17 protein-coding genes are annotated in these 21,434 nt (G+C 59.1%); all 17 read left to right on the top strand.

Features of this window, described 5'->3' with window-relative positions; all coding sequences use genetic code 11:
* Position 1 precedes the first annotated feature (1 nt).
* The 17 genes from VN622_09740 to VN622_09660 all read left to right on the top strand — a co-directional run bounded on the left by VN622_09740 (position 2) and on the right by VN622_09660 (position 21,390).
* Positions 2-703, top strand: coding sequence for a cytochrome c3 family protein (locus VN622_09740; protein HWR36137.1), 702 nt, complete (start codon positions 2-4; stop codon positions 701-703).
* Between the two features lie 69 nt (positions 704-772).
* Entirely contained in the window at positions 773-3,862 is a 3,090-nt protein-coding gene (locus VN622_09735) for a TAT-variant-translocated molybdopterin oxidoreductase (GenBank protein HWR36136.1), read from the top strand.
* 6 nt (positions 3,863-3,868) lie between these two features.
* Positions 3,869-5,284, top strand: a complete 1,416-nt coding sequence (gene nrfD, locus VN622_09730) for an NrfD/PsrC family molybdoenzyme membrane anchor subunit (protein ID HWR36135.1) — start codon at positions 3,869-3,871, stop codon at positions 5,282-5,284.
* Positions 5,277-5,813, top strand: coding sequence for a DUF3341 domain-containing protein (locus tag VN622_09725; protein ID HWR36134.1), 537 nt, complete (start codon positions 5,277-5,279; stop codon positions 5,811-5,813). The genes nrfD and VN622_09725 overlap by 8 nt, the downstream gene beginning before the upstream one ends.
* A gap of 43 nt (positions 5,814-5,856) precedes the next feature.
* A complete protein-coding gene (locus VN622_09720) occupies positions 5,857-6,522 on the top strand; it encodes a cytochrome c (protein ID HWR36133.1) in 666 nt (221 codons plus the stop codon).
* On the top strand, positions 6,519-7,730 hold the full coding sequence (locus VN622_09715; protein HWR36132.1) for a hypothetical protein: 1,212 nt from the start codon (positions 6,519-6,521) through the stop codon (positions 7,728-7,730). Before VN622_09720 ends, VN622_09715 begins: the two co-directional genes overlap by 4 nt.
* A complete protein-coding gene (locus VN622_09710; protein HWR36131.1) occupies positions 7,720-8,436 on the top strand; it encodes a hypothetical protein in 717 nt (238 codons plus the stop codon). The genes VN622_09715 and VN622_09710 overlap by 11 nt, the downstream gene beginning before the upstream one ends.
* Positions 8,437-8,470: 34 nt before the next feature.
* Positions 8,471-9,343 carry an SCO family protein gene (locus VN622_09705; protein ID HWR36130.1) on the top strand — a complete coding sequence of 291 codons (873 nt, stop codon included), beginning with the start codon at positions 8,471-8,473 and terminating at the stop codon, positions 9,341-9,343.
* Positions 9,344-9,349: 6 nt separating this feature from the next.
* Complete coding sequence (gene coxB / locus VN622_09700; protein ID HWR36129.1) at positions 9,350-10,333, top strand: cytochrome c oxidase subunit II; 984 nt, start codon at positions 9,350-9,352, stop codon at positions 10,331-10,333.
* Between the two features lie 85 nt (positions 10,334-10,418).
* Positions 10,419-12,053 carry a cytochrome c oxidase subunit I gene (ctaD, locus tag VN622_09695; protein HWR36128.1) on the top strand — a complete coding sequence of 545 codons (1,635 nt, stop codon included), beginning with the start codon at positions 10,419-10,421 and terminating at the stop codon, positions 12,051-12,053.
* A 46-nt stretch (positions 12,054-12,099) separates the two neighbouring features.
* Positions 12,100-12,705: a cytochrome c oxidase subunit 3 family protein gene (locus VN622_09690; protein HWR36127.1), complete on the top strand. Its 606-nt coding sequence runs from the start codon at positions 12,100-12,102 to the stop codon at positions 12,703-12,705.
* A 9-nt stretch (positions 12,706-12,714) separates the two neighbouring features.
* Positions 12,715-13,011 (top strand): cytochrome C oxidase subunit IV family protein, encoded by a 297-nt coding sequence (locus VN622_09685; GenBank protein HWR36126.1) that lies wholly within the window; start codon positions 12,715-12,717, stop codon positions 13,009-13,011.
* Positions 13,012-13,419: 408 nt separating this feature from the next.
* Complete coding sequence (locus tag VN622_09680; GenBank protein ID HWR36125.1) at positions 13,420-14,538, top strand: enolase C-terminal domain-like protein; 1,119 nt, start codon at positions 13,420-13,422, stop codon at positions 14,536-14,538.
* Positions 14,539-14,678: 140 nt separating this feature from the next.
* The gene (locus tag VN622_09675) at positions 14,679-17,669 is read left to right on the top strand and encodes an FAD-linked oxidase C-terminal domain-containing protein (protein HWR36124.1); all 2,991 of its coding nucleotides are present in this window, start codon (positions 14,679-14,681) and stop codon (positions 17,667-17,669) included.
* Entirely contained in the window at positions 17,666-18,883 is a 1,218-nt protein-coding gene (locus VN622_09670) for a Xaa-Pro peptidase family protein (protein HWR36123.1), read from the top strand. Before VN622_09675 ends, VN622_09670 begins: the two co-directional genes overlap by 4 nt.
* Positions 18,884-18,985: 102 nt before the next feature.
* Entirely contained in the window at positions 18,986-19,678 is a 693-nt protein-coding gene (locus tag VN622_09665; GenBank protein HWR36122.1) for a response regulator transcription factor, read from the top strand.
* Positions 19,675-21,390 (top strand): ATP-binding protein, encoded by a 1,716-nt coding sequence (locus tag VN622_09660; protein ID HWR36121.1) that lies wholly within the window; start codon positions 19,675-19,677, stop codon positions 21,388-21,390. Before VN622_09665 ends, VN622_09660 begins: the two co-directional genes overlap by 4 nt.
* The last annotated feature ends 44 nt before the right edge of the window (positions 21,391-21,434 follow it).

Below are 21,434 nucleotides of genomic sequence, written 5' to 3'. Positions count from 1 at the left end.
CATGGCGCAAATCTTCCATAGAAGTGCCAACACCATCGCGCGGGTCTCGATCTTCGCTGCCATGTTCCTGGTGGCGGGGTTGATGTGGGCCGCTCTCCAGATGCAGCGTTCGCCGTACTTCACGTATGCGGGAGTAGCCAAGGCTCAGCCTGTCATGTTCAGTCATCAACATCATGTGTCTGGACTTGGGATCGACTGCCGGTATTGCCATACGTCGGTAGAGGTCTCGGGTTTTGCCGGCATTCCTCCGACGAAGACCTGCATGAACTGCCATTCGCAGATCTGGACGAACGCACCGATGCTGGAACCTGTTCGTGAGAGCTTCCGAAGCGGGAAATCGCTGGTCTGGACGCGCGTCAACGATTTGCCGGATTTCGTGTACTTCGACCACAGCATCCACGTGAACAAGGGTGTCGGCTGCAACACCTGCCATGGCCCGGTGGACAAGATGCCGCTGATGTACCAGTACGCTTCGCTGCAAATGGAGTGGTGCTTGAACTGCCACCGCGCTCCAGAGAAGTACCTGCGGCCGCGCGACCAGGTATTCAACATGGCATATGAACAGCCGAGTGCCGGCCACGAGGTAACTCTGGCGGATGGCAAGAGCTTTACGGATCAGGAGTCTCTGGGGAAGTACCTGAAGACGTCCTACAAGGTGCGCAGCGTTCAGGACATCACGAGCTGCAACACCTGCCACAGGTAACGACGAACAAATGCCGGCAAACGACCGGCGCCAGTTGGAAGACATCGACGAGCGGAACTGACAAACCGAATGGATAACGAGCAAAAGACTGGTAAGAACGAGCCCGCAAAGACGGGTCCGGATGTTTGCCCAGGCAAGCACGAGAAACTGGAGCTGGCCGAAATTCGTGACAGGCTCTCCGATGCGAAGGGCGCGCAGTATTGGCGCAGCCTGGAAGAACTCGCGAATTCGCCTGACTTCGAGGAATTGCTGCATCGCGAGTTTCCGCGTCAGGCCTCGGAGTGGACGGGCGGCGTATCGCGTCGCAACTTCCTAAAGGTAATGAGCGCCTCGCTGGCGTTGGCTGGCCTCAGCGCCTGTACGAAGCAGCCGCTGGAGCCCATCGTCCCCTATGTGCGCCAGCCGGAAGAGATCACGCCGGGCAAGCCGCTTTTCTTTGCGACGGCAATGCCGTTCGGCGCATACGCCATCCCTGTATTGGCAGAGAGTCATGAGGGGCGTCCGACGAAGATCGAGGGCAACCCTCAACACCCGGCGACGCTTGGCGGCAGCGACATGTTCTCGCAGGCGAGCGTACTCACCATGTACGATCCGGACCGCTCGCAGACGATCACGTATCTGGGCGACCCACGTCCCTGGGGACAGTTCCTGAATGCGATCCGAGGTCCGATCAACGCCCAAAGAGCAGCGGGTGGCGGGGGGCTACGTATCCTGACCGGAGCGGTAGGTTCGCCCACTTTGGCCGCCCAGATACGAGATGTGCTGAGAGCCTTCCCGCAGGCCAAGTGGCACCAGTGGGAGCCCGTCAACCGCGACAACATACGCGGTGCCGCGCAAATGACCTTCGGCCAACCGGTCGAGACGCTTTATAACTTTGAAAACGCCGAAGTGATTCTCTCGCTCGATGGCGACTTCCTGTCGAGCGGCTACCCGGGATTCCATCGATACGCACGACAGTTCGCGGCGCGGCGTCGTCCGGAGTTGAAGGAGCGCATGATGCGCTTCTACTCCATCGAGAGCACGCCGACGAACACGGGCGGCAAGGCCGACCATCGCTTGCCGGTACGCGCCTCTGACATCGAGAATATCGCTCGCGCTATTGCCGCACAGGTTGGGGTGGCCAACGCCGGGGCCGGTCAGCTTAGTCCCGAGCATCAGAAATTCGTCTCGGCGGTGGGAAAGGAACTACAAGGCAAGCGCGGTCGCGCCGTTGTCGTCGCAGGCGATCACCAGTCGGTTGCCGTGCACATGCTGTCGCACGCGATGAACCAGGCGCTCGGCGCGGTCGGACAGACCGTTTCTTACGCGCCTCCCATCGAAGCCAACCCGGTAAACAACGGGCAGTCATTGCGCGAGTTGGTGGGCGACATGTGGGCCGGAAAAGTCGATCTGCTGATGACCTTCGGCGTGAATCCCGTGTACGACGGGCCAGCCGATCTCGATTTCGCGAAGGCGATGCAGAAGGTGCCGCTGCGCCTGCACCACGGGCTACATGCGGACGAGACGGCGAACCAGTCGCACTGGCACGTGAACGCAGCGCACTACCTGGAAATGTGGAGTGATGCGCGGACGTTTGACGGAACTGCCGGCATCATCCAGCCGCTGATTGCGCCGCTGTACGGCGGCAAGAGCGAGCATGAAATCTTTGCCGTCCTGAACAACCAGCCGGATGCAACCGGCTATGACCTTGTACGCAAGTATTGGCAATCGCAGGTGAAGGTTGCTGATTTCGAAGTGTGGTGGCGCAAGGTGCTGCACGACGGCTTCATTGCTGATTCGGCGCAGGTGGCGATCACGGTCGCTCAGCGAGCAACGGCCATTCCGCAGACTGTGCCATCCGATGCGAACGCCATGGAAGTGATCTTCCGCCGCGATCCGGCGATCTATGACGGCCGCTTCGCGAACAATGCCTGGCTGCAGGAAATGCCGAAACCGATGACGCAGATGACTTGGGATAATCCCGTGCTCATCAGCGTTGCGACCGGCCAGAAACTCGGTGTCAAAAGCGAAGACGTGGTCGAGCTGGAGTTGCAAGGGCGCAAGGTGAGGGGCGCGATCTGGTTGCAGCCTGGACACCCTGACAACTCTGCGACCGTATTCCTGGGCTACGGGCGTGACCGTGCCGGACGCGTCGGCTCGGGAGTGGGCTTCAACGCTTACCAGATTCGGAGAAGCGAAACGCCCTGGTTCGCAACCGGCCTGAAGGTGACGAAGACGGGCGAGCAGTACGGCTTTGCCTGTACGCAGGGCCATCAGAACATGGAAGGCCGCGCATTGGTGCGTGCGGCTACGCTGGAAGACTTCATTAGCAATCCGGGCTTCGCGCACGAGATGGTGGAAGCTCCTGCTCCGGGACTCACGTTGTACCAGGCATACGAGTACAAAGAGCATAAGTGGGGTATGACGATCGACCAGAATTCCTGCATCGGTTGCAAGACCTGCGTGGTCGCATGCCAGGCAGAGAACAACATTCCTGTCGTCGGCAAGATGGAAGTGAAGCGCGGCCGCCACATGCACTGGCTGCGCGTGGATAACTATCACGAAGGCTCGCCCGAAAATCCCAAGACCTTCTACCAGCCGGTCCCATGCATGCAGTGCGAGAACGCACCGTGCGAAGTGGTCTGTCCGGTAGGCGCGACGGTTCACAGCAGCGAAGGCCTGAACGACATGGTCTACAACCGCTGCGTTGGTACGCGCTATTGCTCGAACAATTGTCCGTACAAGGTGCGCAGGTTCAACTTCCTGCTTTACCAGGATTGGGACACGGCACAGCTCAAGATGTTGCGCAATCCGGATGTGACGGTACGCAGTCGCGGCGTGATGGAGAAGTGCACGTACTGCGTGCAACGCATCACACATGGTCGAATTCGCGCCGAACAGGAAGACCGTCGCGTACGTGATGGGGAAGTGCTCACGGCGTGCCAGCAGGCGTGCCCGGCAGACGCCATCGTTTTCGGCGACATGAATGACCCGAACAGCCGCGTTTCAAAGCTGAAGGCATTGCAGCGTAACTACGGTTTGCTCGAAGACCTGAACACGCGTCCGCGCACGACCTATCTCGCGGTGGTGCGGAACCCGAATACCGAACTCGAGCCCGTTCACAAGAACGAGGAACATGCTTTGGGCAATCAACCCGAAGCCACCGGCAAGGGAGTATAGGTAGCGATGCACGAAGGTCCAGAGGAAAAGACACTTTTGCATGATCGGCTGTTGCCGGGGCAGGCGCCGGTTCTGGAACCGGGTCATACCTTCGGCACGGTCACGGACAAGATTTCGTGGATCGTGCTGCGCCGTCCGGTAACGCTGGGCTGGGTGGGCGGATTCGCCATCGCGTTCAGCCTGCTGATGCTCTTGCAACTCGCGGTCGGTTATCTCGTCTTTCGGGGTACCGGCATTTGGGGCATCAACATTCCGGTGGGCTGGGGCTTCGCGATCATCAACTTTGTTTGGTGGATCGGTATCGGTCACGCCGGAACGCTGATCTCAGCGATTCTGTTGCTGTTCAAGCAGAGCTGGCGTAACTCGATCAACCGTTTCGCAGAAGCTATGACGCTGTTTGCCGTGGCTTGTGCGGGTATGTTCCCGCTCATCCATACCGGCCGTCCGTGGCTGGCGGTGTATTGGCTGTTCCCGTACCCAAACACGATGGGCGTTTGGCCGCAGTTCCGCAGTCCGCTCATCTGGGACGTGTTCGCGGTATCGACTTACGGAACCATTTCGCTGCTGTTCTGGTTCGTAGGCCTTATTCCGGATTTCGCGACTTTCCGTGATAGCGCGAAGAACAAATACGCGAAGGCCGTATACGGATTGCTCTCGATGGGCTGGCGAGGTTCGGCCCGTCACTGGAAACGATACGAGAGCACGTACCTGTTGCTGGCTGGCCTGGCGACGCCGCTCGTGCTCTCCGTTCACACGGTTGTCAGCTTCGACTTCGCAAGTTCCATTCTGCCCGGCTGGCACACGACGGTGTTCCCGCCGTACTTCGTCGCAGGCGCCATCTACTCCGGTTTCGCCATGGTGCTGGTGCTCGCGATTCCGATCCGTCACTTCTATGGGTTGCGCGACATGATCACCATGCGGCACCTGGATAACGCCGCAAAGGTCATGCTCTCCACCGGACTCATCGTCGCCTATGGCTACGCGATGGAAGTGTTCTTCGCGTGGTATAGCGGCAACGGCTACGAGCGCTTCATGATGTGGAATCGCATGACGGGACCGTACTGGTGGTCGTACTGGACGCTGATCCTGACGAACATCTTGATCCCGCAACTGCTCTGGACCCGCTCCATTCGTCTTGCACCCGTCAAGCTGTTCTTGATTTCCATCGTCATTCTGATCGGCATGTGGCTCGAGCGTTTCGTCATCGTGGTGACGAGCCTGCATCGTGATTTCCTGCCGTCATCGTGGGGCATCTACACGCCGACGCGCTGGGACTATGCGACCTTCGCCGGGACGCTTGGCCTGTTCTTTGCGGCGATGTTCCTGTTCGTCCGAATCATGCCGGCGATCTCAATCTTCGAAATGCGTACGCTCCTGCCCGAAGCTGAACTGAAAACGGAGGAGGTGGCGGCCCATGACTGATGCGCCTATCTACGGACTCATGGCCGAGTTTGATAATCCGACCGACATCGTTGAGGCTGCCGAGCGGGCTCATGCTGCGGGGTACCGCCGCATGGATGCCTATAGCCCTTACCCGATTGAGGAACTGTCGGACGCAATTGGCTTTCGCAAAACTCGCGTGCCGCTGGTCGTTCTGGTCGGCTCAATCCTGGGTGGCTTGTCCGGCTACCTGCTCCAGTATTGGATTTCCGCGGTGAGCTATCCCCTGAACATCGGCGGACGCCCTTATCACTCATGGCCATCGTTCATCATCGTGACCTTTGAGATGACGATTCTGTTCGGTGGCATTTCGGCTGTTGTGGGCATGTTGGCGCTGAACGGCTTGCCAATGCCGTATCACCCTGTGTTTAACAATCCGCGATTCTCAGCCGCCAGCCGCGACCGGTTCTTCCTCTGTATAGAGGCGTCCGATCGTCAGTTCGATCCCGAGAGCACGCGTGCTTTCATGAGAAGCCTCAACCCGCTGGACATTGCGGAGGTGTCGAATTAACACGCCGACGCAAATCGAACACCGCAGCGCAGTGAAGATTGCCATGAAGAAATGGATGGCGGCAGGAATTATCGGCGCGTCGATATTCATGCTGGCGGGATGCCGGCAGGATATGCACGATCAACCGAAATACAAGCCGCTGAGAGTCAACGAGTTCTATGCGGACAATCGCTCTGAACGTCCGATGGTCGAGGGCACGGTGGCGCGCGGCAATCTTCGCGAAGACACCTACTTCTACACGGGAAAAATTGGTCCGAACCCGGGCGACGTGTTCCCGTTCCCGATGACGGCTGACGTGCTGAAGCGTGGACAGGAACGCTTCAACATCTTTTGCACTCCGTGCCACTCGCGCGTGGGCGACGGCAACGGCATGGTCGTGCAGCGTGGCCTGCGGCGGCCTCCGTCGTACCACATCGACCGGCTGCGAAAGGCGCCCGTCGGCTACTTCTTCGACGTGATGACGAACGGCTTCGGAGCGATGCCGGATTACGCGGCGCAAATCCCGGTGAAAGACCGCTGGGCAATCGTCGCTTATATCAGGACTTTGCAACTGAGCCAGAACGCTACGCAGGCTGATGTTCCCGCCGGAACGCAGATTTCGACGACGGCACCGGCCCTGACAGTTGGTCCCGAGAAGCCTATGGAGGGCAGGAAGGGAACGCACGGCGAGAGCGGCGACGTTCGCAAGGAAAGCGAGTTGCAGAAATGAGCACGACGAACGTTAGAACCGGAGACTTCGCCGCGCCTGCCGCGCTGACTGCATTAAGACAGCGCGCGATCGTTGCCGGCGTTGTCGCCGGGACCGTCGCCATCATCGGGGCATTCATTACGCCAGAGCAGTTCTTTCGCGGTTATCTCATGGGCTTCATGTGGTGCCTGGGCCTGTCGCTGGGATCGCTGGTGCTGCTGATGATCGGACATATGTCGGGCGGCAACTGGTGGATGCTGTCGCGCCGCGTCTTTGAGGCGGCCACGCGCACTCTGCCCATGATGACCGTTCTGTTTATCCCCGTCATTGTGGGCATGAAGAGCCTGTTCGTCTGGACGCACGCAGACCTCGTCAGGGGCGACCACGTGCTGATGGCGAAGGCTCCGTATCTCAACTTGACTTTCTTCATCGTTCGCGCGGTCATCTACTTCGCAATTTGGAATGGGCTGGCGTATTTCCTGAACAAGTGGTCGGCGCAGCAGGATGCGGATACGAACCCGAACATCTGGCGGCGCATGAAGACCATCTCGGCGATTGGCTTGGTCCTCTACGCGTTCACCATCACGCTGGCCACTGTGGACTGGCTCATGTCGCTGGATCCCCATTGGTATTCGACCATCTACGGGATGCTGTTCATGGACGGCCACATGCTATCGGCGATCTCACTCGCCATCGTGGCACTCGTGATGCTGGCGAGATACGCGCCGATGAACGAAGTTGTGCTTCCCGATCACCTGCATGACTTGGGAAAGCTGTCGCTTGCGTTCGTAATGATCTACGCCTACTTCTCGTTTTCGCAGTGGCTGATTATCTGGATGGCTAACCTTCCGGAAGAGATTGTCTGGTACCTGGACCGCATCAAGAACGGCTGGCAGTTCGTCGCGCTGGCGCTCATCGCGTTGCACTTTGTATTGCCGTTTGCGCTGCTACTCTCGCGCGATCTGAAGCGCTCGGCGAAACGCCTGGTACCGCTCGCGCTGCTGCTGATTTTCATGCGCCTGGTCGATCTCTACTGGCTTGTCGCCCCGAATCCATTTCCGGGCTCCGAGCATCATCAATTCCAGATGCACTGGACCTATCTGGCCGCGCCAGCTGCTCTCATGAGTTTCTGGGTGGCGGCCTTTCTATGGAACCTGAGCAAGCGGCCGCTGCTGGCAGTGAACGAACCGCAGTTGCCGCGACTGTGGGAGCGCAGCCATGGACATTAATCAGCGCGATCACGATATTCACGGCGAGGATCATCTGCAAAACCGGGATGTAGCGTATGAACGCCGGGACCTTGGCGCGCGCGGAATCATCCTGTTCTTCGTTTTCCTGTTCATCACGGGACTCGTGATTCATTTCGCGGTTTGGGGTATGTACAGGATTTTCACGAACGAAGCGGCAAAGCAAGACCCTGTGTTGCATCCGCTGGTGAGCCCCGAAAAGCTACCGCAAGCGGCGATCCTGCAGAATACGCCGGCCACGAACTTCGACAAATTTCCGCAGCCGCGCCTACAAGTGGACGACACAACAGACATGGACAAATTCCACTGGCAGGAGAACCAGATATTGAACGCGCAGCCCTGGCAGGATCAGCAGGGTTCGGTTCATATCCCGATCTCGCATGCCATGGAATTGATGTCGGAGCGTGGATTGCCGTCGCGCAACGTTCCCGCACCGATGACATTGATGGAGACGCAGGGCGTGGCAAGCAGTCAGCCGCCGATGGATCAGACGGAGAGCGGCAACATCGCTCTCAGCGACAGCAGGCGGCAGTCCGACGCGAGCTCCGCGCCGGGCGCTCCGCAGGGCGACACGAAGAACGTCTCCGGACGCGAGCGCGAGCGGCCGATTCCTGGAGTTAATCCGAACGAACCGAAGAACCCGAGCCGCGGTGCGGGCGAGAGTCAGAAAGCCGGTTCTCCGCGGTAGTTGGCTGATAGCCGCCGATAGTACGGCGACAGAAATGGAATACGTTGTGAGCGGGTTGCGATCATTATTCTCGAAATGGGCTGTATTAGCCGTGATGCTGGCGGCTGGCAGCGTCGCCTCTTTGGCGCAGTTCATGCAACCGCCGGACACGAAGCGAGTGTCTCCGCCGGGGCTGGAACACGTCACGATCGAGCAGAAACTCGATGCCCAAGTTCCACTGAACTTGCAGTTCAAAGACGAGCAGGGCCGAGCGGTAAAGCTGGGCGACTACTTCCATGCCGGCAAGCCGGTGTTGCTGACGCTGGTGTACTACGAGTGCCCGATGCTCTGCGGCGAAGTTCTGAACGGCGCAACTGCCGCTATGAAAGTCCTGAAGTTCACACCCGGCAATGAATACGAGGTGGTGACTGTCAGCATCGACCCGCGCGAGACACCTGATCTGGCACTCGCCAAGAAGCAGTCGTACATGGAAAGGCTTGATCGTCCAGGCGCGGAGAAAGGCTGGCACTTCCTTACCGGGAACGAACCGGACATAAAAGCACTTGCCGACGCCGTGGGCTGGGAGTACCAGTACGACCCGAAGACGAAGCAGTTCGCGCACGCGGCAGGGATCGTCCTGCTGACGCCACAGGGCCGCGTTGCCCAGTACTACTACGGCGTCGAGTATTCAGCGAAGGACTTGCGCCTGGGGATGGTCGAAGCTTCAAAGAACAAGATCGGCACGATCGCCGACAGGGTATTGCTCTACTGCTATCACTACGACCCGAGAACCGGAGCCTATGGCGCTGTCATCACGAACATCATGCGCGCTGCTGGCGGAGCCACCGTTCTCATACTCGGCAGTTTCCTCGTGCTGATGTTTCGTCGTGAAGGACACGACAAACGGCACGGAATAGGACGGGCTTAGATATCTATGTGGCCGAACCTTCCACTATTTCCCGAGCGCGCTTCTACTCTGGCCGGCCGGGTCGATGCACTCTATTTTTTTCTGATTGCGGTGGCGTTGTTTTTCACGACGCTTATAGCCGTACTGATCCTGGTGTTTTCGATTCGCTACCGCAAGCAGCGGCAATTGAAGGCAAAACAGATCGAAGGCTCTCTTGCGCTTGAGCTGACATGGACGCTGATACCGCTCAGTATCGCCATGGTCATGTTCGTCTGGGGATCGGCCGTCTTCTTCTACCAAGCGCGTCCACCGCGCGGCGCCATGGAGATTTATGCCATCGGCAAGCAGTGGATGTGGAAGTTTCAGCATGTGGAAGGTCAGCGCGAGATTAACGAACTGCACATCCCCGTCGGGCGCGACGTGAAGATGATTATGACCTCGCAGGACGTAATTCATAGTTTCTTCGTGCCGGCGTTCCGCGTTAAGGCTGATGTGTTGCCGAGTCGCTACACGTCAACCTGGTTCCGGGCAACGACTCCCGGCACCTATCACCTGTTCTGTGCAGAGTATTGCGGCACGCAGCACTCGGGGATGATTGGCCGGATCGTCGTCATGGAACCCTCGGCCTACGAAGCATGGCTGGGCGGCGGAGGAACCGAAGGGTCGCTCTCCGCAACCGGGCAGAAGCTGTTCCAGGAACTCGGTTGTGCCACCTGCCATCGCAGCGACACGCAGGGGCGCGGTCCGAACCTGGTAGGAGCGTTCGGCAAACCGGTCATCCTGGAAGACGGGCGAACCGTTGTGGCAGATGAAACGTACGTGCGCGAATCTATCCTGAATCCGGGCGCGAAAGTCGTTTCGGGCTTCAAGCCGATCATGCCGACTTTTGAAGGACAAGTTTCGGAAGAGGGACTCGTGTCCCTAGTCGCTTACATCAAGTCGCTTTCGCAGACCCAGCAAGGGACGCAGAAACAGAACGAGCCGGCGGCACCCGTTCCGGCCGGGAAGTAGAACGATTGGCGCGCAGAGAGCAATCTCTGCCAGGCACGCAACGGACGCGCTTTGAGCGCGTCGCCTAGAACCTGAGGGCGTAACAATGGCAACGACGGTACAACCAGTCGAGCAACAGAATTACCTGAACAGCAATTACGGTATCAAGTCCTGGCTGCTGACGACGGACCACAAGCGCATCGGCTTGCTCTACCTGATGTCTATCACGCTGTTCTTCTTCCTCGGCGGCTTCTTCGCGATGCTGATCCGCCTGGAGTTGCTGACGCCTGCAAGCGACCTGATGCAGTCGGACAACTACAACAAAGTATTCACCATGCATGGCATCATCATGGTGTTCCTCTTCCTGATCCCATCCATTCCGGCGGTCCTCGGTAATTTCCTGGTGCCGCTGATGGTGGGCGCGAAGGACCTCGCATTTCCCAAGATAAATCTAGCGAGCTGGTACCTATTCATGCTGGGCGGCGTGGTGGCGCTCTACGGTATGGTCACCGGCGGTGTGGATACGGGTTGGACCTTCTATACGCCTTTCAGTACCACGTACTCGAATACTAACGTGGTGACGGTGGCGATCGGAGTGTTCATCACGGGATTCTCGTCGATCTTTACCGGACTGAATATCATGGTGACCGTTCACCGCATGCGCGCGCCGGGCATGACCTGGGGACGTCTGCCGCTGTTCATCTGGTCGCATTATGCCACCAGCGTCATCATGGTTCTGGGCACGCCTGTCATCGCCATCACCCTGTTGCTGGTCGCGCTGGAGCGCTTGTTCCACATCGGCATCTTCAACTCGCAACTCGGTGGCGACCCGCTACTGTTCCAGCACCTGTTCTGGTTCTACTCGCATCCTGCCGTGTACATCATGATTCTGCCAAGCATGGCGGTGATCAGCGAAATTGTGGCCTGCTACTCGCGCAAGCGCATCTTTGGATACAACTTCGTCGCGCTCGCCAGCGTAGCCATTGCGGTGTTCGGTTTCCTGGTTTGGGCGCACCACATGTTCGTTGCCGGAATTTCGGTGTACGCGGCGATGATCTTCTCGCTGCTCAGCTTCCTGGTGGCGATCCCGTCCGCGGTGAAGGTGTTCAACTGGACAGCAACGCTCTACAAGGGTTCCGTGCACTTCGATACTCCGATGCTGTACGCATTCGGGTTCATCGGGCTATTTACGATCGGCGGCCTGACTGGATTGTTCCTGGCGTCGATCGGCATCGACGTTCACGTACACGATACTTACTTCGTCGTGGCGCATTTCCACTACATCATGGTGGGCGGTGCGGTCATGGGCTACCTGGGCGGACTGCACTTCTGGTGGCCGAAGATATCCGGCCGTTTGTATCCGGAAGGCTGGGCCAAATTGTCAGCGCTGCTGATCTTCGTCGGCTTCAACGTCACATTCTTCCCGCAGTTCTTACTTGGCTACCTGGGCATGCCTCGCCGCTATGCCGCATATCCCGAAGAGTTCCAGGTGTTGAACGTCTTGTCGACGGCAGGCGCTTCGATCCTGGCGGTCGGCTACGTGTTGCCGATGATCTATTTTGTATGGTCATTGCGTTACGGGAAGATCGCAGGTCCGAATCCGTGGAATGCAGCGGGACTCGAGTGGCGCACGTCTTCTCCACCGCCAACCTACAACTTTGAAGAAACGCCCATTGTGACCTGGGAAGCCTACAACTACGACGAGATCTCTGAGGAGAAGGGGGTGGAGGTTGCCGGCTAGCCATCCAGCCACGAATCAGCATCAACTTCAGCATCACTTCGCTGACATGGAACAGCAGCGTGAGACTGCCGCGTTTGGCATGTGGCTGTTCCTTGTCACCGAAATCATGTTCTTCGGCGGCATGTTCTGCGCATACCTGGTTTATCGCGTGTCGTACTTCGACGCGTTCGTCGCGGGCAGCCAGAAGATGAACATCACGCTTGGCGCGCTGAACACGGCTGTGCTCATCTGCAGTTCCGTAACGATGGTGCTCGGCGTACACGCGGCGAAAACCAACCGGCGGCGCGCGACTGTTCTGTTCCTGCTCCTCACGATCATGCTTGGATTGGTGTTCCTTGGCATCAAGGCCGTGGAGTACCACGAGCACTGGATTGCCGGTGAGTTTCCTGGGCCGAATTTCCATTTCGACGGCCCTGACCCACGGCATACGCAACTGTTCTTCTCCCTGTATTTCGCCATGACCGGCCTGCACGCGCTGCACATGATCATCGGCATCTGCGTCGTGGGAACAATCGCATACTTCGCGTGGAAAGGGCACTACTCGTCCGAGTTCCACACTCCGGTGGAGATCACCGGCCTGTACTGGCACTTTGTTGACGTGGTCTGGATCTACCTGTTCCCGCTGCTCTACTTGATCAGCCACAAGCATTGAGGGAAACGAATGTCTGAGCCTGTTGCAACTGTCAAAACGTTTATGGGCGTGTTCGTCACACTGCTCATCCTCACTGGCATCACGGTGGCCGTTTCGCTCATCAATCTCGGCCCTTTTAGCGCCGTCATCGCGTTAACCATAGCGACCATCAAAGCCTTGCTGGTCGTGTTGTTCTTCATGGAAGTACGCTACTCGCCGAAAATAACGATGGCCGTAATCATTGCGGGCATCTTCTGGCTCGGCATTCTCCTAGCGCTGAGTATGACGGACTATCTCAGTCGCGCGTGGGGGACTTACGGCCAGTAACGAACGCCGGCGGTCGCCAATCGGGGAGCCTTAGGGCTTCCTTCTTCTGCCGCCCTAATTGTCGCGCTGAATCTTCTTCCGGCAGTCTTTATCGAACTCCGCTGCCCACAATCGCTTCTACATCAACTGCGATATCAATTCAGTTCTTCTGCCTTCATTGTCTTCCTGAGCGCAGTCGCGCAATCGAAGGACCCTATGAAGGACCCTATGATCAGCACGAAGCTGGCAAAATGGATCCTTCGACTCGGGCTAACGCCCTCGCTCAGGAGGACGCATTTTTGCTGTAGCTCAGCGACTAAGCGACTAAGTAGCTCCGGCAATTGATGAGCCGCCAGCATCGCTCCGCCATTCCGCTGCCAACTGCGCATCAGACCGTACCATCTAGATAGATGAAGAACTCATTCAACGATGGCTAACGTCCTCACAAGCCGCGGAAACAAAGTTGCAATCGAGCAGATCGAGGTGGACGCATTCACCATCCCTACTGATCTTCCAGAATCGGATGGCACGCTCGAGTGGGATCGCACGACCCTTGTGGTGATACGTGCGAAAGCCGGGGGCGAGACCTCTCTCGGCTATGGGTATGCCGACCTTGCGACGGCCAAACTGATCGGAACGACACTCGCGCCTGTAGTTGAGGGGATGGATGCGATGTCTACAGAAGCGGCCTGGTGGGCCATGGTGCGCCGCATCAGGAACCTGGGACGTCCTGGCATCAGCAGCATGGCCATCTCGTGCGTAGATTCCGCGCTGTGGGATCTCAAGGCGCGCCTGCTCGGAGTCCCGTTAGTCACTTTGATTTGCGGGGCTGTGCGCTCCTCCGTACCGATTTATGGCAGCGGCGGATTCACCTCGTATTCCGACCAGCAGTTGCAAACGCAACTCGATGGCTGGGCCCAGCAGGGCATACGGATGGTGAAGATGAAGATTGGGCGCGATGCTGTCGCCGATGGAAATCGCGTCAGGAGTGCGCGGGCCGCCATTGGGCCAGACATCGAATTGTTCGTGGACGCCAATGGGGCCTACTCGCGCAAGCAGGCGATTGCTCAGGCGGAACGCTTCGCTGCCTTCGATGTGCGCTGGTTCGAAGAACCCGTTTCATCGGATGATCTTGAAGGATTGCGGCTGATTCGCGACCGCGCGCCGGCAGCTATGGACATCGCAGCTGGCGAATACGGCTACGACGCTTACTATTTCCGCCGCATGCTGGATGCCGGAGCCGTGGACGTTCTCCAGGCGGATGCGACGCGGTGCGGTGGCATTACGGGCTTCCTTCAAGCCTCCGCCTTGTGCGTAGCTCACGGCCTTGCTCTTTCGGCGCACACAGCGCCTGCTCTGCACACGCATCTCGGCTGCGCGCTCACGCCAGTGCGGCATCTCGAATATTTTCACGATCACGTCCGGATTGAGCAGATGTTGTTCGACGGCACTCCACGGCTCGTGAAAGGAGAGCTTGCGCCGGACATGTCACGCATTGGGCTTGGCCTGGAACTCAAGCGCGCCGATGCCGAGCGCTACGCTGCCTGACACTCTTCTCACGACTCTATGCCGATTTAGAAGGAGAGCGAATGTCCTCAGATCTGGTTTCCATCGCCAAGAACAACCTTAACCTTTCCCCCACGCCACCACCCACGCGATGGAGCGGCGTGGCAGGCGAACTCGCGCAGATGTTACTAAGCCGCGTTGAGGGAGAAGTTCGTTTCGACGATGGCAGCCGCGCGCTCTATGCGACGGATGGCTCGAACTATCGGCAGGTGCCAATCGGTGTGGTCGTGCCGCGCAGCACAGACGATGTGCTCGCGACTTTGGAAGCCTGCCGGAAAGTGGGTGCGCCCGTGCTGGCGCGAGGCGGAGGAACCAGTCTGGCGGGGCAGTGCTGCAACGTGGCAGTCGTAATGGACTTTAGTAAGTACATGAACCGCGTGCTTGAGATCAACGCAGCCGGCTCCTATGCGCGCGTGCAGCCCGGCGTTGTGCTCGACGACCTTCGCAAGCAAGCCACCCTCCACGGGCTGACATTTGGCCCCGATCCTGCGACGCACAACCATTGCACACTCGGCGGCATGATCGGCAACAACTCCTGCGGAGTGCACTCGGTGATGGCCGGGCGCACGTCTGACAACGTCGAAGACCTCGACATCGTTACCTACGACGGCCACCGAATGCGCGTGGGGCGCACGTCGGACGACGAACTCGAGAAGGTCATTCGCGAAGCTGGCCGTCGCGGAGACATTTACCGACGCCTCAAGGCGCTGCGCGACCGCTACGCGCAACTCGTGCGCGACCGCTATCCGAAGATTCCGCGACGTGTTTCCGGCTACAACCTCGACGAACTTCTTCCGGAGAACGGCTTCAACGTCGCGCGCGCTCTCGTCGGGTCGGAATGCACCTGCGTCATTGTGAATGAAGCCAAGCTGCGCCTGGTCAAGAACCCAGCCGTGCGCACGCTGGTTGTGCTCGGCTATCCGGACGTTTACTCGGCCGGAGATCACATTCCCGAGGTGATGAGCTTCGGGCCAATCGGTTGCGAGGGTATCGACGACCACCTGGTGAGCTACATCAAGAAGAAGAACATGCACATTCGCGACCTCGACCTGCTGCCGGAGGGAAACGGATGGTTGCTGGTTGAGTTCGGCGGGGACACCAGGGATGAATCGGACGACAAGGGCAGACGCATGATCGATGCCCTGCGCGGCAGCCCGAATGCGCCGAAGATGCAACTTTACGACGACAGGACAAAGGAGCAGATGATCTGGGAGATACGCGAGTCGGGCCTTGGTGCGACGGCGTTCGTCCCCGGAGAACCGGTCACATGGGAAGGATGGGAGGACTCGGCGGTTCCGCCCGATAAGGTCGGTGCTTACCTGCGCGACTTCCGCAAGTTGCTTGAGAAGCATGGCTATGGATGCGCACTCTACGGACACTTCGGCCAGGGCTGCATTCACACGCGCATCGACTTCGTCCTGAGCAGCGCGGACGGCATCGCGAACTACCGATCATTTGTCGAGGAGGCCGCCGACGTTGTGATCAGCTACGGAGGCTCGCTCAGTGGCGAACACGGGGACGGGCAGTCGCGCGCCGAACTGTTGCCCAAGATGTTTGGGCCGGAACTCATCGAAGCATTTCGCGAGTTCAAATCCATATGGGATCCGGAATGGAAGATGAATCCAGGGAAGGTGGTGAGCGCATATCGTCTCGACGACAATCTCCGGCTGGGCGAGCATTATCGCCCATGGGAGCCAAAGACTCACTTCCACTATCCCGAGGATCATGGGAGTTTCGCGAACGCGGCTCTGCGATGCGTAGGAGTCGGCGAGTGCCGTCGGCATGAGGGCAAGACCATGTGCCCGAGTTATCGCGCGACGCTGGAAGAGATGCATACGACGCGTGGTCGCGCGCACCTCCTCTTCGAAATGGTGAAGGGCGATGTGCTCCATGATGGCTGGCGCGATGAAAGCGTGCGTGAATCGCTCGACCTGTGCCTTGCCTGCAAGGGCTGTAAAGGCGATTGTCCGGTCAACGTGGATATGGCGACCTACAAGGCTGAGTTTCTCGCGCACTACTACGAGGGCCGCATCCGTCCGCGCCACGCTTATGCTTTCGGGAACGTGGATATTTGGGCCGCGCTTGCCTCGAACTTTGCGGGGATCGCAAACCTCGTGACGCAAACGCCTGGCCTGAGTGCGATTGCAAAGTTTGCTGCTGGAATGCCGCAGCAGCGTCAAATCCCCGCCTTCGCTCCGGTCACGTTTAAGAAGTGGTTTCGTGAACGTCCAGTGCGAAACGGCAGTCGCCCAAAAGTTCTCCTGTGGCCGGATACCTTCAACAACTACTTCCTGCCGCACACATCGAGGGCAGCTGTCGAAGTGCTTGAGGCTGCCGGGTTCCAGGTCGTTGTGCCGCAGGAGCGACTCTGTTGCGGACGGCCGCTCTACGATTTTGGAATGCTCGATCGCGCGAAGCGCTTGATCCGCCGAACGCTCGACGTCCTGGGCGACGCAATCGATTCCGGCATTCCCGTCGTCGGACTTGAGCCGAGTTGCGTGGCGGTCTTCCGCGATGAGATGCCGAACCTGTTTCCCAACGACGAGCACGCGAAGCGGCTGCACGACCAGACATATATCTTCAGCGACTTCCTGGAGCAGCACGCGAAAGACTTCGCACCGCCGCCGTTACATCGGAAGGCCATCGTGCAGGGTCACTGTCATCACAAGGCCCTGTTCCGCATGGATACAGAAGAGGCCGCGCTGAAGAGAGCCGGGCTGGATTGTGAAATACCCAATAATGGTTGCTGCGGTCTGGCAGGCTCGTTCGGCTTCGAGAAAGACAAGTACGACGTTTCGATGAAGATTGCAGAGATCGAGCTGAAGCCGCTGCTCGAACGCGCCACGCCGGAGACCATCATCGTGGCCGATGGTTTCAGTTGCCGCGAACAGATTGCGCAAACCTCCGACCGGCACGCGCTACACCTGGCGGAGGTCATGCAGATGGCATTACACGGCGAGCAATCTGTTCCGAAGCAATTCCCAGAGCAGGAGATCGTCGCCGTCCAGGAGCGAGAGCGGAAGCTGTCCATCTTGCGGGTTACGTTGCGGGCTGCGGCCGGACTGGCGGTGATTGCGGGTGGCGCGCTCATCTGGGCGATGAGGCGCAAGTGAGCGACGACGGCAAAGCCGTGACTAACCCGGAGCGTATCGCGCTCCTGCAACAACATTTGAAGGAGAACGAGCTCGACGCGCTGATTTGCGCGCTACCTGCACACGTTCTCATGATGACTGGCTACTGGCCGGTTGTGGGTAAGAGCATCGCTGTTGTAACCACCGAAGGCGAAGTGGCAATTCTCGCGCCAGAAGACGAAGAAGAACTGACGGCCGTAGGGTGGGCGACTGCGATTGAAACATATCCTCCGAACTCACTAGAGCGTCTGACGACGCCGGTGGAGTCTGCCGCCGAAGGGCTGCGCCGGTTGGCGCGGAAGCTAAAGGTACACTGCGCACGCATAGGTTATGAGTTCGGACCCGCGTCAGAGCCGGCCTCCTATGCGGCGATGAATATCTTCGGCTGCAGCATGGTCAACCTGCTACGTACGGCGGCACCCTCGGCGGCGCTCGCGCCCGCCGACGACATTCTTCAGCGCCTGACAACGACGAAAACGCCGCTCGAAATTGCGCGGATTCGGCGCTCGTGCAGCATCGCCCAGAGCGCCTTCGCGAAGGGACGCGAGCACCTGCGCGCAGGCATGGATGAGCAGCAGATAGCTGTGCTGTTCCGGGCCGGCCTGAGCACTGGTTCCATCGCTAGCTCGGGGGTACAACGCGCCGACGGCTTCGCCTATTGCATGAGTGGACCCAACTCGGCGAAGGCGTTCGGAGCGTATGCGCGTTCGCGTTATCGACACCTGGAGCCTGGGGATTTCGTTCTGCTGCACTGCAATTCGTACGCAGACGGCTACTGGACGGACATTACGCGCACTTATGTTCTTGGCAAGCCCGATGAGCGTCAGCAGGTTCTATACGAGGCAGTAATGCAGGCTCATGCGGCGGCCCTGCGGGAGGTTCGTTCCGGCGCGAAGACTGCCGACGTGGACCACGCGGCACGCGAGGTGTTGCGACAGCGGGGGCTGGCTGACGCCTTCAAGCACAGCACAGGGCACGGTGTCGGATTCGCTGCCATTTCGGCCAACGCACATCCCCGCCTGCACCCGTCCTCGCAGGAAACGCTTGCAGCAGGCATGGTGTTCAACATTGAGCCTGCCGTATACATCGACGGTTATGGCGGAATCCGCCACTGCGACATGGTGGCAATCACGGATGCCGGGACGGAGATCCTGACTCCGTTCCACGCAAGCCTGCCTGAGCTGACGATTCATTAGCGACGCTATACCTATTGTCGCCATGTTAATTATTGGTTAAAAAGCGGCGGCAGAGAGCAGTCAGCCAATGCTTTGTACCCGGCGTGCGGCTACAATACCCGTGTGAAGTCCACGATATTCGTGGTTGAAGACGACGCCGACATAGCCCGTCTCATACGCCATAACCTCGAGGGCGCCGGTTTCCTCGTGCGCTCGTTCTCGGCTTTGACCAGTGTCGTCCTGGAAGCCGAGAAAGACCCGCCTTCGTTATTTCTTCTGGACATCATGGTTCCCGGCGGAGACGGCTTCGAGCTTTGCCGCCGTATACGGCAGACGCAATCCATCGCGATGACGCCGGTCATTTTCCTGACTGCAAAGACAGGCGAAAGCGACCGTGTGCTCGGCCTCGAACTCGGCGCAGACGATTACATCAGCAAACCTTTCAGCCCTCGCGAACTGGTGGCGCGCATCAAGGCCGTACTGCGCCGGTTCGAGCGCCCACTGCCGCCGCAAATCGTGGAAGCCGGTGACATCAACATCGACACCGGAGCCATGATCCTGACCGTCCGCGGCAAGCAGGTGCCAACGACTGCGACCGAATTCCGGCTGCTTGATTACCTGGCGCGGCATCCGGGACGCGTCTTTACGCGCGACCAGTTGCTCGATGCCGTCTGGCGCGATACTGCGTACGTGACGCCGCGTTCGGTGGACGTTTACGTGCGGCGCATTCGCGAGAAGATCGAGCGCGATCCAGAGAATCCAAGGTTTCTGAAGACCGTCCGCGGGGCAGGCTACCGCTTTGAGGCACCGAAGTGAGAAGCCGAATCTTCTTCAAAACGCTTGCGGCGTTCGTGCTGGTCATCGCGGCCGCGACCTTGACGCTCGACATCAGTATCCGCCGTGCGTGGGAAGAGTCGCTCTACTCTGAGATTGAACGCTCGCTTCGCGAGAAGACGCTGATGTTTGCCGGCAGCGTCCAGGCCGACTCGCAACACGCCGTACAGAAGACCACAGCCGAGACCGCGAAAGCGGCAGATGCGCGCGCCACCGTCATCGATTCCACCGGGCGGGTGCTTGCCGACTCGGAAGCCGATCCTGCGCACATGGAAAACCACAGTACGCGTCCGGAGTTTGCGGAGGCGCTTCGCGGCCGTGTCGGGATATCCACGCGCGGAAGTCATACGATCGGCATCGACTTCCTCTACATCGCGGCTCCGGTGAATGGCGGTGCCGTGAGGCTGGCGTACCCGCTGCAATCGATAGCTGCAACGACGCGAAAGATTCGACGCACACTGCTGTTCAGTTCGATTCTGGCCATCCTGCTCGCGATGCTGCTCGCCGCAATCGCGGCCCAGAGCATCACACGACGCCTGCAGAGCATTGTTCGTTTCGCCGAAACGGTTGCCGAGGGAGATCTCTCTGCGCGCCTGGACGAGCGCTCGTCAGATGAGATCGCGCAGGTCGCTAAAGTGCTGGACGCGACTGCACACAAACTTGAGGAAAGCTTTGCCGCCGTGGAAACCAGCCGGCGTGAACTCGAAGCCGTTCTCAATGGTATGCAGGAAGCCGTGATCGCCGTCGGGGCCGACACTCGCGTGAAATGGGCGAACCAGCGTATGGAACGGCTGCTCGGCGTTCGTCAAGACTCCGCGCTGGTTGAGACCGTGCGCGATCCAGAATTGCTGGCGACGGTGCGCACTGCGATGACGACGCGTGCTGTGTGTTCGGCGCGCGCAACCAGCATCGTTCCGGGGCGCATGTTCCAGGTGACTGCGGCACCCATGCCGGCAGGCGGGGCCGTCGCGGTATTGCACGACTTGACCGATATTGAACGCGTGGAGAAGACCAGGCGTGATTTCATCGCCAACGTCTCCCACGAATTGCGTACTCCGCTCACTTCCATCCAGGGTTACGCAGAAACTTTGCTGGATGGACCCCCGGAGTCGGGTTCGCGTGAGTTTCTTGAGATCATCCGCAAGAACGCTGCTCGCATGACTCGTTTAACCGAGGACCTGCTGGTGCTGGCGCGCGTGGAATCCGGCGAGCAGCACTTCGATTTGAAGCCGCTGGCCCCAAGCGAACTTCTGCGCGATGCGCAGCAGAACTTTTCCGAGACGGGCGCGAGTGCAGTCTTGCTGGAGATCGACGATCGATCGACGAGACTGGTGGGCGTGGATCGCGACGCCATCTTCCAGGTCTTTACGAATCTTATCGACAACGCTTTGAAGTATGCCGCTTCGGGTGGCCGCATCGTCATCGGCGCGAGGGATGTGGAAGCTGGAGTTGAATTCTTCGTGCGCGACTTCGGGCCGGGCATCTCGTCCGAGCACCTGTCGCGCCTCTTCGAGCGCTTCTATCGCGTGGACACGGCCCGCTCGCGCGAGAGCGGTGGTACCGGTCTTGGGCTGGCAATTGCAAAACATATCGTGCTGGCGCACGGCGGGACGATTCGGGTCGAAAGCGAATTGCACCACGGCTCAACGTTCGCGTTCATGCTACGGACGGCGGAAGCCACGGCGCACGCCTGAGTTTTTACATAATGTTAATCTGCCTCTAACCTGTCCGTAACCGG

The organism is Clostridia bacterium (assembly GCA_035561135.1).
Classification (GTDB): domain Bacteria; phylum Acidobacteriota; class Terriglobia; order Terriglobales; family Acidobacteriaceae; genus DATMYA01.
Note: the sequence above shows the minus strand (reverse complement) of the source record. Positions and strands in the feature narration are given on the sequence as shown.

Coding starts and splice junctions, on each gene's coding strand:
- VN622_09740 (HWR36137.1), top strand. CDS start 2: ATGGCGCAAATCTTCCATAGAAGTGCCAACACCATCGCGCGGGTCTCG.
- VN622_09735 (HWR36136.1), top strand. CDS start 773: ATGGATAACGAGCAAAAGACTGGTAAGAACGAGCCCGCAAAGACGGGT.
- nrfD (HWR36135.1), top strand. CDS start 3,869: ATGCACGAAGGTCCAGAGGAAAAGACACTTTTGCATGATCGGCTGTTG.
- VN622_09725 (HWR36134.1), top strand. CDS start 5,277: ATGACTGATGCGCCTATCTACGGACTCATGGCCGAGTTTGATAATCCG.
- VN622_09720 (HWR36133.1), top strand. CDS start 5,857: ATGAAGAAATGGATGGCGGCAGGAATTATCGGCGCGTCGATATTCATG.
- VN622_09715 (HWR36132.1), top strand. CDS start 6,519: ATGAGCACGACGAACGTTAGAACCGGAGACTTCGCCGCGCCTGCCGCG.
- VN622_09710 (HWR36131.1), top strand. CDS start 7,720: ATGGACATTAATCAGCGCGATCACGATATTCACGGCGAGGATCATCTG.
- VN622_09705 (HWR36130.1), top strand. CDS start 8,471: ATGGAATACGTTGTGAGCGGGTTGCGATCATTATTCTCGAAATGGGCT.
- coxB (HWR36129.1), top strand. CDS start 9,350: ATGTGGCCGAACCTTCCACTATTTCCCGAGCGCGCTTCTACTCTGGCC.
- ctaD (HWR36128.1), top strand. CDS start 10,419: ATGGCAACGACGGTACAACCAGTCGAGCAACAGAATTACCTGAACAGC.
- VN622_09690 (HWR36127.1), top strand. CDS start 12,100: ATGGAACAGCAGCGTGAGACTGCCGCGTTTGGCATGTGGCTGTTCCTT.
- VN622_09685 (HWR36126.1), top strand. CDS start 12,715: ATGTCTGAGCCTGTTGCAACTGTCAAAACGTTTATGGGCGTGTTCGTC.
- VN622_09680 (HWR36125.1), top strand. CDS start 13,420: ATGGCTAACGTCCTCACAAGCCGCGGAAACAAAGTTGCAATCGAGCAG.
- VN622_09675 (HWR36124.1), top strand. CDS start 14,679: ATGTTACTAAGCCGCGTTGAGGGAGAAGTTCGTTTCGACGATGGCAGC.